Source organism: Roseomonas gilardii subsp. gilardii, assembly GCF_023078375.1.
GTDB lineage: Bacteria > Pseudomonadota > Alphaproteobacteria > Acetobacterales > Acetobacteraceae > Roseomonas > Roseomonas gilardii.
On the sequence record NZ_CP095554.1, the window covers coordinates 3,215,941 to 3,230,456 of the forward strand.

Consider the following 14,516-nt stretch of genomic DNA (forward strand, 5'->3'; position numbering starts at 1 on the left):
GGGGAAGAGAGTGATGGACACCAACGTCAAGGACGCCATCGTGACCAATGACTGGCACGGCTGGCTCGAGAACTACTTCCAGCGCTACACGTCGGAAGCTTTCGACGAGAAGCACTACCCGATGCTGATCGCCTTCCGCGATCTCTGCCTGAAGATCCGCGCCAGCAAGAACAAGCTTCTCTTCGCCGGCAATGGCGCCTCGGCTTCCATCTCCTCGCATGGCGCGGTGGACTTCACCAAGCAGGGCCGCGTCCGCGCGGTGGACTTCAACGAGCCCAACCTGATCACCTGCTTCGCCAACGACTACGGCTACGAGAACTGGATCTGGCGCGCCATGGAGCGCTATGCCGATCCGGGCGACGCGGTGGTGCTGATCTCCGTCAGCGGCACCTCGCCGAACGCGGTGAAGGCCGCCGAATGGGCCCGCAGGAACGACGTCACCGTCGTCACCTTCACCGGCAAGTCGCCGGACAATCCCCTGAAGGCCCAGGGCGACATCAACTTCCACATCCCCTCCGGCGCCTATAACGTGGTCGAGGGCGTGCACAACATCTGGCTGACCACCGTCGTCGACATGCTGGTCGGCGAGGCCGAGTACAGCGTGGTCTGACGCCATGCGCATCCTGGCCATGATTCCTGCCCGCATGGGCAGCCAGCGCCTGAAGCAGAAGAACCTCAAGGAGATCCGCGGCGCGCCGCTGATCGCGCATGCGATCCGCAAGTGCCAGGAGGCCGGGGTCTTCGACGAGGTCTGGGTGAATTCCGAGCACCCGGCCTTCGGCCCCGTGGCACTGGCCGAGGGCGCCCGCTTCCACCAGCGCCCGGAGCATCTCGGCTCCAACACCGCGACCTCCGAGCAGTTCGTCGCGGAGTTCCTGGAGAAGCGGAGCTGCGACGCGGTGGTGCAGGTGCATTCCATCGCGCCGCTGCTGACGGCGGAGGAGGTCCGCTCCTTCGTCAACCGGTTGCGGGAAGGCCAGGAGGACGCGTTGCTGAGCGTCATCCACGAGAACCTGGAATGCATGCATCGCGGCGCGCCGGTGAACTTCACCTTCGCCGAGAAGACCAACAGCCAGGACCTGCTGCCGGTCGAGCGGATCACCTGGTCGATCACCGGCTGGCGGCGCGAGACCTATCTGGAAGCCTTCGCCGCGGGCCGCTGCGCCACCTATTCCGGCCGCATCGGCACCTGGCCCGTGGGCCGGATGGCCGGGCACGTGATCAAGACGCAGGAGGATTTCGACATCGCCGAGGCGCTCTGGGACACGGTGCACCGTCCCGCCGCGGCGCTGGGTGCCGCCGCCGCCTGACGGCGCGGCGCATCGCCTGACAGGAAGCGCCGGGAGGGAGACCTTCCGGCGCTCCGTCTTTCCGGCTCAGGCCGGAACCCGCATCTCCACCGCGCCGAAGCGTCCGAAGGAGGCCCGCACCAGCCCGGGCCGCGGCGGTTGCAGGCAACCTGTGCAGGAACCGGTCAGCACGTATTGCCCCGTCTGGATCGTGTAGCCACGCGCATTGGCCAGGGCCACGAAGGCCACGGTGGCGCCGAAGGGACCACCCTCCACCAGCGCGCCGGTGCCGGACGCCGCCTCGGCTCCGTCGAAGCTGACGGAGACCCGCAGCTCCAGCAGCTCCTCCGGCGTCCAGTCCGCGACACCCTCCCCGACGATGCCGAGCCCCGAGGCGCCGTTGTCGGCGATCAGGCCGAAGGCGCCGAACTGCCCCAGCGCGGCGAAGCGCGTCTGCGGCACCTCGATCGCGGGATGCAGGCCGGTGATCGCCGCCCGCACCTCCTCCGCCGACCAGGGCGCGCCGCGCGGGTCCAGGTCACGGCCGAAGCGGAAGGCGATCTCGCTCTCCACGCCCACCTGCGGCAGGTCCGAGGCGGCGGGACCGGCCCCGGAGGGCAGCACGCGCTCCGCTGGCAGCACCCCGAAGAAGCCGCGCTCCAGCCCGAAGCCCTCGCGCACCGACTTCACCGTGGCGCCCAGCTTCCAGGCCCCGATCCTGCGGATCGTGCCCGCCACCACCGCGTCCTGCACCGCCTCGGCTTCCGCCAGGCTGGCCGGGATCTCGGCCGGCTGCGGCGCCAGGACGGCGCGGTCCCGCACCGCCGCGATCAGCTTCGCCGCCAGCGCGCGGCGCTCCGCCACGCCGCTCACGAGGGTGCCCTCCCGGTCACGGCGCGCACATGCATCGGCCCGCCGACCTCGCCCGTGATGGCGATCTCGCCGCCCGCGCCCTCCACCAGCGCGCAACCGGCGGCGACGTCGTACCAGTTGATGCCTTCCTCCTCGTAGCCGTCGAAGCGCCCGCAGGCGACCCAGGCCAGGGAGAGGGCGGCGCTGCCGATCATCCGGATCTTGGTCCAGCCCTCGAACCGGCCGATCACCCGCGCCAGGCCCTCGGGCGAGTGGTCCGCCTTGGCGGGCAGGCCGGTGGACAGCACCGCGCGCGGCCGGGCCGGCGGCTCGACCGGCACGCCGTTCTGCCGGAAGCCCAGCCCCGGCCCGCCGGAGAAGAGCTCGTCGCGGTTGAAGTCATAGATCGCGCCCAGCACCGCTTTGTCGTCACGGCACAGCGCCACCGAGACGCAGCAGAGCGGCACGCCGCGAAAGAAGTTCCACGACCCGTCCAGAGGGTCCACCGCCCACCAGGCCTCGCCCGGCCCCGGCTGGCCGCCGATCCAGCCCGCTTCCTCGCTCAGGACGGGAAAGGGCGCGGCCTCGCGCAGCGCGGCGATGATCAGGGCCTCCGAGGACTTGTCCTGCTGGAGCTTGATGTCGCGGCCGATGGCGGATTCCGCCACGCCGCCCCCGGCGCGCAGCAGATCCCGGCTCACCCTGGCGGCCGATTCGGCCAGGGCGAGAGCTGTCAGGTTGTCCATGCCTTCAGTCTGCTCCATCGCAGCGCGCAAAGACAGTGCGGAACACGCGGAGAGCAGAATCCCCCGGCCTTGCGGGCAAATCGTACGATTTCAGGGAAAAACGCCAGGCTTCAGCCTTGTAGACCGATTCTTTGAGACCTAATCTCAAGCGGTTTCAATAAGGACGCAGCCACTGGCATGATGGCGGGGTCGCATATCGCGCTCGGCGCCGCGGCCTGGCTGGTGGCCGCGCCGAAATTCGGCCTTCCCGCCGTGGACGCCGCCTCCCTGGGCTTGGCCGTGCTCGGCTCCCTGCTGCCAGATATCGACCATCCGAAATCCTGGGTCGGCAAGCGCACGCGGCCGCTCTCCAACGTCATCGGCTGGATCTTCGGCCATCGTGGCATCACCCACTCCGCCCTGGCGGTGGCGGCCTGCTTCGTGCTGCTGCTGCAGACCGACCTGCCGCGCTGGGTCATGGCGCCGCTGCTGGTGGGCTATCTTTCACATCTGGTGGCGGATCTGCTGACGCCCGGCGGCCTGCGCCTCGCCTGGCCGCTGAAGGGCACGTGGTCCTTGCCCCTCTGCCGCACCGGCTCCGCCTTCGAACCGCTGGTGGTGGCGCTGATCCTGAGCTTCGCGGGCTGCGGGACCTTCGGCAAGCCGGACCTCGCCTCCGGCTGGCGCGCCGCCGGGTTGTGCCGGGTCTGGCAGGGCTATGACGGCTTCCGCCCCTGCGTGCCGGAGCGGGAGCAGCGTGCCCATTCCGTGGAGCGCGCCATCGCCGGGCGCTTCGCCAACCGCTCCTGAGGCTGATGAAACGGGCCGATTCGCGGCCCTGGCAAACCGCCCTGCCGGATCGGGCGTTCCAGAGGATGGAAGCCGCTCCACGTCCCGCGCCCGAGGAAGGCCATATGATGCCGCAGCCGCCGACTAAGCCGACACCCGCATGGCGCAGCCTGCCCCGGCTCGCCGGGCTCCTCGCCCTCCTGGCCGGGCCGGCCCTGGCGCAGGCCCCCGCGCCCACGGCGCCCGGCAACCCCTCCTCCCCCGCGCCCACTGCCCCGGACCGGAACAGTTCGCCGGACCGCTCCGACCCGATACCGCGCAGCGGCGTGATCCAGCCCCCCGCAACCGGACAGGTGGACCCGGGCATCCGCACCACCGTCCCTGATCCGCGCCCCAACACCACGCCCGTCATCCCGCCGCCCGGCACGCCCGGCGGGAATCCACAGATCCAGCCCCGCTAGGGCAGCATGGCACATCCAGGCCCCACGGAACCGGAGGCCGGCTGGGAGGTCGTGGTGGTCGGCGCCGGGCCGGCGGGCCTCAGCGCCGCGCTGATCCTGGGGCGCTGTGGCCGCCGCACGCTGGTCTGCGATTCGGGAGAGCATCGCAACGCCGCCGCCAAGGCAATGCGGGGATATCTCGGACGTGACGGCACACCGCCTGCCGAGATGCTGCGTATCGCGCGGGGGGAGATCGCCCGCTATCCCAGCGTGTCCGTGCAACGCGCGACCGCCCTGCAGGCCGTGCGGCAGGATGACGGCACCTTCCGCCTGGATCTGTCCGATGGCCGGACGGTCCTCGCCGCGAAGCTGATCCTCGCCACCGGGGTGGTGGATCAGTTGCCGGCCCTGGAAGGGCTGGAGGTGGTCTGGGGGCGCAGCGCCTGGCGCTGCCCCATCTGCGACGGCTGGGAGCATCGCGACCGCCCGCTGGCCGTCTATGGCAACAGCGAGGATGCGGTGCGCTTCGCCCTGGAGATCCGGCACTGGACGCCGGATCTCGTGCTCTGCACGGACGGGCCGCCTGAGTATCCGGAACGCTGGCGGCAGCGCCTGGAGGACCAGGGAATCGCGGTCAGGACGGAACGCATCGCACGCCTCGAATCGGAGGCGGGCAACCTTTCTGCCATCCTCTTCGCACAGGGCGACAGGCTGCCGCGCGACGGGCTCTTCCTGGCCACGCCCTGGCGCCAGCGCTGCGATCTCGCCGAGGCGCTGGGCTGCGAGATGACGGAGCACGATACGGCCCGCACCGGGCGGCACGAGGCCAGCACGGTTCCCGGCCTCTATCTCGCCGGCGACATCGCCGGTGGCTACCAGCTCGCGATCGTCGCCGCCGCGCAGGGCGCGACGGCCGCCGTCGCCGTCAACACGGAACTGATTCGCGACGGGCTGCGCGGCTGACCGCGATCCTCGCTTTCGCAGTGCACAAAAGACATCCCGCCCAGCCCCGCCCCGCTGCATTGGCCAGAGGAAGCGATGGAAAACGCGATTCCCTTGCTGTTTACTCGCATCCGGCAGAGACAGCGCAAAACGGCTGCGTTATGGAAGCCGCACTACTGGAGGGGTTGCATGAGCAAGAAGTTCCTCACTGGCGTGATCGTGGAGTCCAGCGAGATGACGGGCGTCGCCGCCAACCGGCTGGCGACCGACCTCATCGAGGCGATCAAGAAGGAGATCATCGAGACCGGCCGCTTCTCGCTGCCGGAGTTCGGCTCCTTCATCGTCCGCGAGACGCCCAAGCGTACCGCGCTGAACCCGCGCACCGGCGAGAAGGTGGCCGTGAAGGCCGGCGCCACCGTGCGCTTCAAGCCTTCGCCGGCGCTCAAGGAATCGGCGCTGGCCGGGCTCAAGAAGGCCAAGCGCAAGGCCGCGCGCAGCACGAGCAGCAGCAGCAGCGCGGGCTGATCCGGCAGCCGCCGGCCGACCGTCGTCCCGATGCGCCGGCCCGGCGGCCACCTTTCGCGGCACCATCGGGGGTGTCCCCTGTGCCGCGCGGGGCCGGGCCCCAGCCCGGCTCAGCGAGCGGCATAGTCCTCGGGCCTGATGGCCAGCAGGAAGATCTCGTTCTCATCCGCCACGCGGATCATGTCCTCCCGCTGAATCACCAGCGCCCCTCGCGCCTCGAAGGCGATTCCCGCCAGCCCCGCCTGGACCGCCATGCGCACCGTGGCCGGCCCCAGCGAAGGCATATCCAGGCTGCGGTCCTGATCCGGCTTCACCAGCTTCACCAGCACGCCGCCACGGCCCTCCCGCCGCAGCGCGCCGCAGCGGGTGATCAGCGCATCCGTGCCCTCGATCCCCTCGACGCCCAGCACGAGGCCCTGCTGCACCACAGCCCCCTGCCCGACATCGAGCCGGCCCAGCGCCTGCACCACCGCGACGCCGCGGCGGATATCCTCCAGATGGCCAGGCTCCGGCACGACCCGGCCGAGCAGCCCCGGCGGCACCTGTAGCCCGTCCAGCAGCGCATCCGGCCCGACCAGCGAGAAGCCCTCTTCCGTCAGGACCTTCCGCAGTGCGCTGAGCAGCCCGTCATCGCCGGCGAAGGCGCGCGCGCCAATCCGGGCGAGGTAGCGCGCCGTCGCCGCATCCGGCCGCAGCGACAGCAGAGAGGGGCGGCGCACATGGCCGCAGAGCACCAGTTCCCGCACCCCCTCGCCCCGCAGCCAAGGGATCGAGGAACCCAGCGCACCGAGACGGAGCCGCAGGCCGGGATAACCCGCCCAGGCGGCAGGATCGGCGAAGCCTTCCAGCAGTACGGGCCGCACCTCCCGGCCCGCTGCCCTGGCGGCGGCGGCGACACGGAGCGGAAGTTCCCCTCCCCCGGCGAAGATGCCCAATCGGGGGGCATGGGGGGGCGCAGACGGCGATGTCACGCCGCCTCGCCCGGCGCCTCGTCCTCGCGCAGCCCATGCACGCGGGCCCGCATCAGGCCGCGCCGGCTATGCGTGTCCACGAAGGCCAGGATCTCCGCCACCGCCGGGTCCTCCCCCAGCTCGCCCGGGTCCGGGTCAGACGTTCGGAGAAGACACCGTCACCGGCGAAGAGGCTCCGCACCGCCGCCCGCAGGGCATGGATGCGCGGCCGCGAGAAGCCGCGGCGCTTCAGCCCGATCAGGTTCAGCCCGGTCAGCCTCGCCCGGTCGCCCAGGCAGGCGCCATAGGGGATGACGTCCGCCTCGACGCCGCTCATGCCGCCGATCACCGCCTGCCGGCCGATGCGCACGAACTGGTGCACCGCCGCGCCGCCGCCGACGAAGACCGTGTCGCCGATCTCCACATGGCCGCCGAGCATGACGTTGTTGGCCAGGATCACATTGTCCGACAGGTTGCAGTCATGGCCCACATGGGCGCAGGCCATGATCAGGCAGTTGTCGCCGATGCGGGTCAGGCCATGGCCACCGACGCTGCCACGATGGATCGTCGAATGCTCGCGGAAGGTGCAATGGGCACCGATCTCCACGCGCGTGGGCTCGCCCTTGTACTTCAGGTCCTGCGGCGGCAGGCCGACCGAGGCGAAGGGCATCAGCTTCGTGCCCGGCCCGATGCGCGTGTCGCCGTCCACAACGGCATGGGAGACGAGCTCGACGCCGTCCCCCAGCACCGCCTGGGCACTGACGCTGCACCAGGGGCCGATCCGGACGCCGGCACCCAGCCGGGCCCCCTCGGCGACGACGGCGCTGGGATGGATCTCTGCCACGCTCACTTGTCCAGAATCATCGCGGCATAAGTGGCCTCGGCCACGACCGTGCCATCGACCTTCGCTTCCGCATGAAATTTCCACACGTTCCCGCGCTGCCGCTCCTTCACCACATGGATGCGGAGCTGGTCGCCCGGGACCACCGGGCGGCGGAACTTCGCGCCCTCGACGCTCATGAAATAGACCAGCTTGCCATTCGCGGAGGGGCCCAGCGTCCGCACCACCAGCACGGCCGCGGTCTGCGCCATGCTCTCGATGATCAGCACCCCCGGCATCACCGGGTGGCGCGGAAAGTGGCCCTGGAAGAAGTTCTCGTTGACCGTGACGTTCTTGATGCCGATGGCGCGCTCGCCCAGCACGACATCGACCATGCGGTCCACGAGGAGCAGGGGATAGCGATGCGGGATCGCCTCCATGATCTGCGCGATATCGAAAGTCTCGAAGGTCTCGCCCTCGGCCCGCGGCTCTTCCTGCCCGCTCATTCTGTCCTGTCCGTTGAAACCTTCTTGGCGGCCAAGCGGCGTAGGGCCGCGAAGCCCCGCATCGCGTCCCGTGCTGGCTGAGCCGGGCTGCCCAGAACGTCCATGCCCGCCGGCACATCATTCATGACGCCCGCCTGCGCACCGATACGCGCCTTTGTTCCGATTGAGAGATGTCCCGTCAAGCCTGCCTGGGCGGCCACGGTCACATAGTCGCCCAGCACCGTGGAGCCGGAGATCCCGGCCTGGCCCACGATGATGCAGCCACGACCCGTCCGGACATTATGGCCAAGCATCACAAGATTGTCGGTCCGCGTCCCCTCGCCGAGGACCGTATCGCCCGCCGCCCCGCGATCGACGCAGGAATTCGCCCCGATCTCGACGCGGTTCTCCAGCACGACACGCCCCAGTTGCGGAACCGTCACAAAATTCCCGGACGGATCGGGAACGAAGCCGAAGCCCTCATTCCCCACCCGCGCGCCCTGGTGCAGCACCACCCCGTCCCCCGCCAGGCAGAAATAGGCGCTGGCCTGGGCATGGATGCGGCAGCCGGCGCCGAAGACGCAGTTCGGGCCGATCACGGCATGCGGCCCGACGATGCAGCCCGGCCCCAGCTTCGCGCCCTCGCCGATCACGGCATAGGGGCCGATCTCGGAACCCTCGCCGATCTCCGCGCCCTCCCCCACCACGGCGGTCGGGTGGATGCCCGGGCGTGGCGGCGCTGGTGGGTGGAACAACCCCGCGATCCGGGCGAAGGCCAGTTGCGGCGAGCGCGACAGCAGGATGGCCGCCCCTTCCGGGGCCTCCGCCTGCATCGACGCGGCGACGATCACCGCCCCCGCCCGCGTCGCCCGCAGGGCGTCGCGGTTGCGCTGCCCTTCGGCGAAGGCAATCTCGCCCGGTCCGGCATGGTCCAGCGGCGCCACGTCCGTCAGGGTCAGGGCGGGGTCGCCGCGCAGGATCTCGGCGCCTCCGACGCGCGCAACCTCCTCCAGCGTCCGCTTCCCCGCATGGATATGGAAGCGCGTGTCCGCCATGGCTCAGCGACGTTGCTGTGCCGGCTTGGCCGCCTGCGGCTCAGCCTGCGCCGCGGGCGCCGCCTCCTCCTTGGCGAGGGTCACGCTGCGGAGCACCTTGTTCAGTTGCTGGCTGATCTCGTCCGTCAGGTCGAAGGGCGGGTCGTTGTAGATCACCAGCGGCCGCGGCAGGACGAGGTTCACCTTGTGGTTCGCCGCCACCTGCCGCACCACCCCGGCCAGGGCGCGCTCGATCTCGTTCAGGGCGGTCTGCGCCGCCTGCTCGATGGCCCGCGAGCGGTCGCGGAAGACGCGCTGGCTCTCGGTGATCTTCTCCTGCAGCTCGCGCTCCCGGTTGCGCAGCGCCTCGGGCGGGTTGCGCTGCTGGTCCGGGGTCAGGGCCGCGCGCTCCTGCTGCAACTGCTGCTGCGCGTCGCGCCAGCCCGTCTGCTCCTTTTGCAGGTCCTCGTTCAGCTTCTGCCGGCGGCGCTCGATCTCCTCGCGCACCCCGTTGAAAGCGGTCGAGTTGCGCTGCACCTCCGGCACGTCCACCACGCCGATGATGGCGTTGGGCGGGGACTGGCCGGGGCCGAGCGCCGCGCGGTTGGCGGCGGCGGGCTGTGCCGGCTGCTGGGCCGGCTGCTGCGCCGGGCGTTGCTGCGCCGGCTGCGCCGGGCGGGTCTGCTGCTGTTGGCCCTGCGGCACGAACCAGTCCTGCGCCAGGGCCGGGCTGGCCCATTGGGTGGCGGGAATCAGGACTGCCAGGGCGGCGAGAGCGGTGCGCGCCTTCATCATCGATACTCCGGAATTTCTCAGAAACGGGTGCCGAAGCCGAAGCGGAACACCTGCGTCTTGTCGTAGGACTTCTTCACCACGGGCGCGGCGAAGTCGAGGTTGATCAGGCCGAAGGGGCTGGCCCAGGAGATGCCGGCACCGGCGCCCACGCGCGGCGAGCTGTCATCCACAACCCCATCGCCCTTCTCGGACTGGCTCAGGGCGCCGACATCCACGAAGGTGCGGCCGGTGATGCCCAGCTCGTCCGGGATCGGCAGCGGGAATCGGAACTCGGTGGACTGGGTCCAGAGGAAGCGGCCACCCAGGGACTCGTCGTTCTGCACGCCGTTCACATAGGAGCGGTCGCGCGGGCCGACGCCCGCCACCTCGAAGCCGCGCAGGTTCTCGCCACCCAGGAAGAAGCGGTCCACGATCAGATCCCTGCCGCCGCCCCAGGTCTGCAGATAGCCGGCGCTGCCGCTGACCGCGAGGACGTATTTCGGATCGCCTAGCAGTTTCTCGAAGGGCACGTAGACGGCGGCGTCGCCGCGCCAGCGGACATACTTCGCGTCGCCGCCAAGGCCGGCGAAATCCGTACCGAAGCGCAGCACGTAGCCGCGCGTCGGGTCGAGGCGGGAGTCGCGCTTGTCCCAGGTCAGGGTCTGGCCGACCTGCGACAGCAGCGTCTTGCCCTTCTGCTCCAGGATGTACTTGCTGGTGACGTCGTTGCTGATGTCGAAGATGTTTCGCTGCGACAGGGTATAGGTCCAGGACTGGCGCAGGAACTCGTTGAACTCGTAGCCCGCGCGCAACGCGAAGCCGTAGCGGCGCTCCTCGTAGCCCGAATAGTCGCGCAGGTCGCGGGTCACGTAGAAGACGTCCGCGCCGACGGCGAGGTTGCGGTCCAGGAAGGACGGATCGGTGACCGAGGCGTCGATCGAGGACCGGCGCTGCGCGATGGTGCCGTTGATGCGGGCGTCGATGCCCGTGCCGAGCAGGTTGCGCTCGCGCAGGCCGATATCGGCGAGCGCGCCCGCATCCGTCGAGTAGCCACCGCCGAGGCTGATCTCGCCCGTGGCCTTCTCCGAGACCGCGGTGTTGACGACCACCCGGTCCGGCGCCGAGCCGGGCGAGGTGGTGATGTTCACGTCGTTGAAGTAGCCGAGATCGCGGACGCGCTGGCGGGAGCGGCGGATCTGCGCGGCGTTGAAGGGGTCGCCCTCGGCGACGCGGAACTCGCGGCGGATGACCCGGTCCTGGGTGCGCGTGTTCCCGGTAATGTCGATGCGGTCCACATAGAGCCGCTCGCCCTCGCGCACATCGAAGGTGATCTCGACCGTGCCCTTTTCCCGGTCGCGCTGGATGCGCGGCTGCGCCTCGGCGAAGGGGGCGCCCAGCTCGTTGGCGCGGTCCTGGATCGCCTGGACGGCGTTCTCCACCGCTTCCCCGTCATACCAGTCGCCGGGGGAAAGGCTGATCTCCGGGCGGAGCTGCTCCGGCTTGATGTTGCGCAGCTCCGAGGTCAGGTCGATCTTGGAGACGCGGTAGCGCTTCCCCTCGTTGATCGTATAGGTGACGAAGAAGCCGGAACGGTCCGGCGCCAGCTCGGCCGTGGCTGCCGTCACCTGCACATCGGCATAGCCGTGGCGGAGGTAGTAACGGCGCAGCAACTCGCGGTCGAAGTTCAGCCGGTCCGGATCGTAGGAATCCGAGGAGCTGAAGGGGCGGTACCAGGCGGCCTCGCGGCTGGCCACGATCTCCTTCAGCCGGCTGTCCGAGAAGGCCTCGTTGCCGACAAAGTTGATCCGGCCGATCAGCGCGGTGTCGTTCTCCTTGATCTCGAAGACGACATCGACCCGGTTCTGCGGCAGTTCGATGATCTTCGGCTCCACCGTGGCGGCGAAGCGACCGCGGCGGGCATAGAGCTCCAGGATCTTTCCCCGGTCGGCCTGGGCCGCCTGGGGCGTGAAGACCGCCCGCGGGCGGAGGGAGACCAGCGGCTGAAGCTGGTCGTCCGAGATCTTGCGGTTGCCCTCGAAGGCCACGCGGTTGACGATCGGGTTCTCCTGCACCCGCACCACGATGCGGTCGCCCTGGCGCCCGACCTGGACGTCACGGAACAGGCCGGTGGCGAAAAGGGTGCGGAGCGACCGGTCGAGCTGCTCCGAATCGAAGCGGTCGCCCGGCTGGAGCAGCATGTAGGAGCGGATGGTGTCCGCTTCGATGCGCTGGTTTCCGACGACATCGATGCCACTGACGATGCCCTGCCCCGTGCCCTGTCGAGGGGCGGCGGCCGGGGCACCCTGGCGCCCGCGCTGCGGCTGGGCGCTCGCAGGGCTCGCGAGCACAGGGACGAGACAGGTAGCAGCGAGAAGCAGGGCGCGTGTGGCGTTCAAGTTCCAGGTTCCGAGCCGGCATTCCCCGTCCGGTACCCTGAAGGGCCGGACGGGGGCGGGCGCAAACTAGCGGCAAGCCCCCGGGAACGCCAACCCCGTCTCAACAACCAAGGCGAAGCGTATGGTTATCCAGCCAGACCTGTGATCCATCGGACAACGCCCAGATGGCTCAGATCGTTCCAGGTCGAGAAGATGAACAGGGCCGCCAGCACCGCCAGCCCGGCCCGCAGCCCGTATTCCATGGCCCTGGCGGAAAGCGGCCGGCCGCGAATCGCCTCGGCCGCGTAGAAGACCAGGTGCCCGCCATCCAGGACCGGGATGGGGAAGAGGTTGATCAGCCCCAGATTCACCGAGAGCACGGCGATGAAGGTGATCAGGCTCGGCAGGCCCAGCGCCGCAGCCTGCCCGGAGATCTGCGCGATCCGCAGCGGGCCGCCGAGATCGTCCGTCCCGCGCTGGCGGGTGATCATCTGCCAGACCCCCACCAGGGTCTGCTTCGACACCTCGTAGGTATTGGCGACCCCGCCCCAGAGCGCCGCGGCGGGGTTCATCCGCTCGAAGCTCGGCGCCCCCGCGGCAATGCCCAGGACCCCCACCGTCGCGCCGTCGCGGTCGCGCGATTCGGGCGTGGCGGAAATGGTCATGTCCTGCACGCCGCGCCGGACCATCAGGGTGACCGCCTGCCCCGGATGCGGCTCGATGCGGCTCTGCAGGTCGGAGAAGCGGCTGACCGGCTGGCCATCCACCGAGAGGATGGTGTCCCCCGCCTGCAGCCCCGCCCGCTCGGCGGCGCTGCCGGCCACGACCGTGCCGACGACATTGGCGTTCATCACCGGCTGGCCGACGGTCATGAAGAGCCCGGCGAAGAGCACCGCCGCCAGGGCGAAATTGGCCACCGGCCCGGCCGCCACCACGATGGCCCGGTCGCGCACCGGCTTGTCGTGGAAGGTCTCGCCCGCGCGCCACGCGGCCCGCACCGCCGGGTCCACATCCCCCGGCTGCTCCTGCCCATGCAGCTTCACATAGCCGCCCAGGGGCAGCCAGCCGATGCGCCATTCCGTGCCGCGCCGGTCGGTCCAGCGGGCGAGGGCCTGGCCGAAGCCGATGGAGAAGCGCTCGACATAGACCCCGCGCCAGCGCGCAGCCCAGTAGTGCCCGGCCTCATGGATGAAGACCAGCACGCCCAGCACCACCACGAAGGCCAGGATCGTCCGGCCAGAGCCCAGCAATGCGTCCAACTCAGTGTCCTCTCAGGGTCCTGCCCCTGGGGTCTCGCCCCCGAAAACCTCGATATGGGCTGGCCCAGCCTAGGCGGCCATCCCCATCCGCTGCGCCTCGGCCTCGGCCACCCGGCGCGCCTCCCCGTCCAGGGCCAGCACGGCCTCCAGATCGGGGATCGCCGGTGCGCCCAGGCGGCCCATCACGGCCTCCACCACACGGGCGATGCCCAGGAAGCCCAGCCGGCGGCCGAGGAAGCAGGCCACCGCCACCTCGTTGGCGGCATTCAGGATGGTGGGGGCGCCGCCCCCGCGGACAAGGCTTCCCGCACCAGACGCAGGGCTGGGAAACGTTCCGGATCGGGCGGAAAGAATTCGAGACGTCCCAGCGCCGCCAGATCCAGCCGCCCCACATCCACGTGGCGCCGGCCGGGCCAGGACAGCGCATGGGCGATCGGGGTCCGCATGTCCGGCGTGCCGAGCTGGGCGATCAGCGAGCCGTCGGCATACTGCACCAGCCCGTGCACGGCGGACTGGGGATGCACCAGCACCTCGATCCGCTCATGCGGCACGGGGAAGAGATGCGCCGCCTCCATGATCTCCAGCCCCTTGTTGAACATGGTGGCGCTGTCGATGCTGATCTTGGCGCCCATGCTCCAGATCGGATGGCGGATGGCCGCCTCCGGGGTCGCGGCGGCCATCTCGGCCAGGCTCGCCTGACGGAAGGGGCCGCCCGAGGCGGTCAGGATGATCTTCTCCGGCACCGAAGGCTGGCGCGCGTCCAGAGCCTGGAAGATCGCGTTGTGCTCGGAATCGACCGGCAGCAGCAGCGCCCCGGCCTCCTGCGCCACCCGCATCACGATCGCCCCGGCGCAGACCAGGCTCTCCTTGTTGGCCAGCGCCAGCGTGCCGCCCCGGCCCAGCGCCGCCAGGGTCGGGCGCAGCCCCGCCGCCCCGACCACCGCCGCCATGGTCCAGTCCGCCGGGCGGGAGGCCGCCTCCAGCACCGCGGCCTCGCCCGCCGCACAGGCGATGCCGCTGCCGGCCAGGGCCTCGCGCAGCGCCGGAAGGCAGGTCTCGTCAGCCAGCACGGCGATGGCGGGCCGCAGCCGCCGCGCCTGCTCGGCCAGGGTCCGGGCATCGCGCCCGGCCACCAGAGCCTCCACCGCGAACTCGCCGGGCGCGGCCGCCTCCAGCAGCGCCACCGTGCTCTTTCCCACCGAGCCCGTGGAGCCCAGAACCGTGATCCGTCGCGTCATCGCCCCTGCGTCACCCCCT

At 70.4% G+C, this 14,516-nt stretch carries 13 protein-coding genes and 3 pseudogenes; 6 read left to right on the plus strand and 10 right to left on the minus strand.

Going from position 1 to position 14,516, the window contains the following annotated elements:
- Positions 1–13: 13 nt before the first annotated feature.
- Positions 14–610 carry a D-sedoheptulose-7-phosphate isomerase gene (locus tag MVG78_RS14775; protein WP_247552696.1) on the plus strand — a complete coding sequence of 199 codons (597 nt, stop codon included), beginning with the start codon at positions 14–16 and terminating at the stop codon, positions 608–610.
- 4 nt (positions 611–614) lie between these two features.
- Positions 615–1,310, plus strand: coding sequence for an acylneuraminate cytidylyltransferase family protein (locus MVG78_RS14780; RefSeq protein ID WP_247552698.1), 696 nt, complete (start codon positions 615–617; stop codon positions 1,308–1,310).
- A 66-nt stretch (positions 1,311–1,376) separates the two neighbouring features.
- On the opposite strand, the gene MVG78_RS14785 is transcribed toward MVG78_RS14780, so the two are convergent.
- Both MVG78_RS14785 and MVG78_RS14790 read right to left on the minus strand, forming a co-directional pair.
- Positions 1,377–2,162 (minus strand): 2-keto-4-pentenoate hydratase, encoded by a 786-nt coding sequence (locus MVG78_RS14785; RefSeq protein WP_247552700.1) that lies wholly within the window; start codon positions 2,160–2,162, stop codon positions 1,377–1,379.
- Entirely contained in the window at positions 2,159–2,887 is a 729-nt protein-coding gene (locus MVG78_RS14790; protein WP_247552702.1) for an inositol monophosphatase family protein, read from the minus strand. Before MVG78_RS14790 ends, MVG78_RS14785 begins: the two co-directional genes overlap by 4 nt.
- Positions 2,888–3,064: 177 nt before the next feature.
- On the opposite strand from MVG78_RS14790, the gene MVG78_RS14795 reads away from it, so the two are divergent.
- From MVG78_RS14795 to MVG78_RS14810, 4 genes and pseudogenes are all read left to right on the plus strand, one after another.
- On the plus strand, positions 3,065–3,676 hold the full coding sequence (locus MVG78_RS14795; RefSeq protein WP_247552703.1) for a metal-dependent hydrolase: 612 nt from the start codon (positions 3,065–3,067) through the stop codon (positions 3,674–3,676).
- 104 nt (positions 3,677–3,780) lie between these two features.
- Positions 3,781–4,116 (plus strand): hypothetical protein, encoded by a 336-nt coding sequence (locus MVG78_RS14800; RefSeq protein ID WP_247552705.1) that lies wholly within the window; start codon positions 3,781–3,783, stop codon positions 4,114–4,116.
- 6 nt (positions 4,117–4,122) lie between these two features.
- Positions 4,123–5,058: an NAD(P)/FAD-dependent oxidoreductase gene (locus MVG78_RS14805; protein WP_247552707.1), complete on the plus strand. Its 936-nt coding sequence runs from the start codon at positions 4,123–4,125 to the stop codon at positions 5,056–5,058.
- Positions 5,059–5,226: 168 nt separating this feature from the next.
- Positions 5,227–5,490, plus strand: a pseudogene (locus tag MVG78_RS14810) (HU family DNA-binding protein); the annotation flags it as partial.
- A gap of 182 nt (positions 5,491–5,672) precedes the next feature.
- Here the strand turns inward: MVG78_RS14810 and MVG78_RS14815 are convergent.
- The 8 genes and pseudogenes from MVG78_RS14815 to dxr all read right to left on the minus strand — a co-directional run bounded on the left by MVG78_RS14815 (position 5,673) and on the right by dxr (position 14,497).
- Entirely contained in the window at positions 5,673–6,533 is an 861-nt protein-coding gene (locus MVG78_RS14815) for an LpxI family protein (protein WP_247552711.1), read from the minus strand.
- Positions 6,530–7,362, minus strand: a pseudogene (lpxA, locus tag MVG78_RS14820) (acyl-ACP--UDP-N-acetylglucosamine O-acyltransferase). The gene MVG78_RS14815 and the pseudogene lpxA overlap by 4 nt, the downstream one beginning before the upstream one ends.
- Complete coding sequence (gene fabZ / locus MVG78_RS14825; protein WP_247552713.1) at positions 7,359–7,838, minus strand: 3-hydroxyacyl-ACP dehydratase FabZ; 480 nt, start codon at positions 7,836–7,838, stop codon at positions 7,359–7,361. The pseudogene lpxA and the gene fabZ overlap by 4 nt, the downstream one beginning before the upstream one ends.
- On the minus strand, positions 7,835–8,872 hold the full coding sequence (gene lpxD, locus MVG78_RS14830; RefSeq protein ID WP_247552715.1) for a UDP-3-O-(3-hydroxymyristoyl)glucosamine N-acyltransferase: 1,038 nt from the start codon (positions 8,870–8,872) through the stop codon (positions 7,835–7,837). The genes fabZ and lpxD overlap by 4 nt, the downstream gene beginning before the upstream one ends.
- 3 nt (positions 8,873–8,875) lie before the next feature.
- On the minus strand, positions 8,876–9,646 hold the full coding sequence (locus MVG78_RS14835) for an OmpH/Skp family outer membrane protein (RefSeq protein WP_247552716.1): 771 nt from the start codon (positions 9,644–9,646) through the stop codon (positions 8,876–8,878).
- 17 nt (positions 9,647–9,663) lie between these two features.
- Positions 9,664–12,021, minus strand: coding sequence for an outer membrane protein assembly factor BamA (gene bamA / locus MVG78_RS14840; RefSeq protein ID WP_247552718.1), 2,358 nt, complete (start codon positions 12,019–12,021; stop codon positions 9,664–9,666).
- A gap of 125 nt (positions 12,022–12,146) precedes the next feature.
- Complete coding sequence (gene rseP, locus MVG78_RS14845) at positions 12,147–13,259, minus strand: RIP metalloprotease RseP (protein WP_428480672.1); 1,113 nt, start codon at positions 13,257–13,259, stop codon at positions 12,147–12,149.
- Positions 13,260–13,328: 69 nt separating this feature from the next.
- Positions 13,329–14,497: pseudogene (gene dxr, locus MVG78_RS14850) on the minus strand (1-deoxy-D-xylulose-5-phosphate reductoisomerase).
- Between the last annotated feature and the right edge of the window lie 19 nt (positions 14,498–14,516).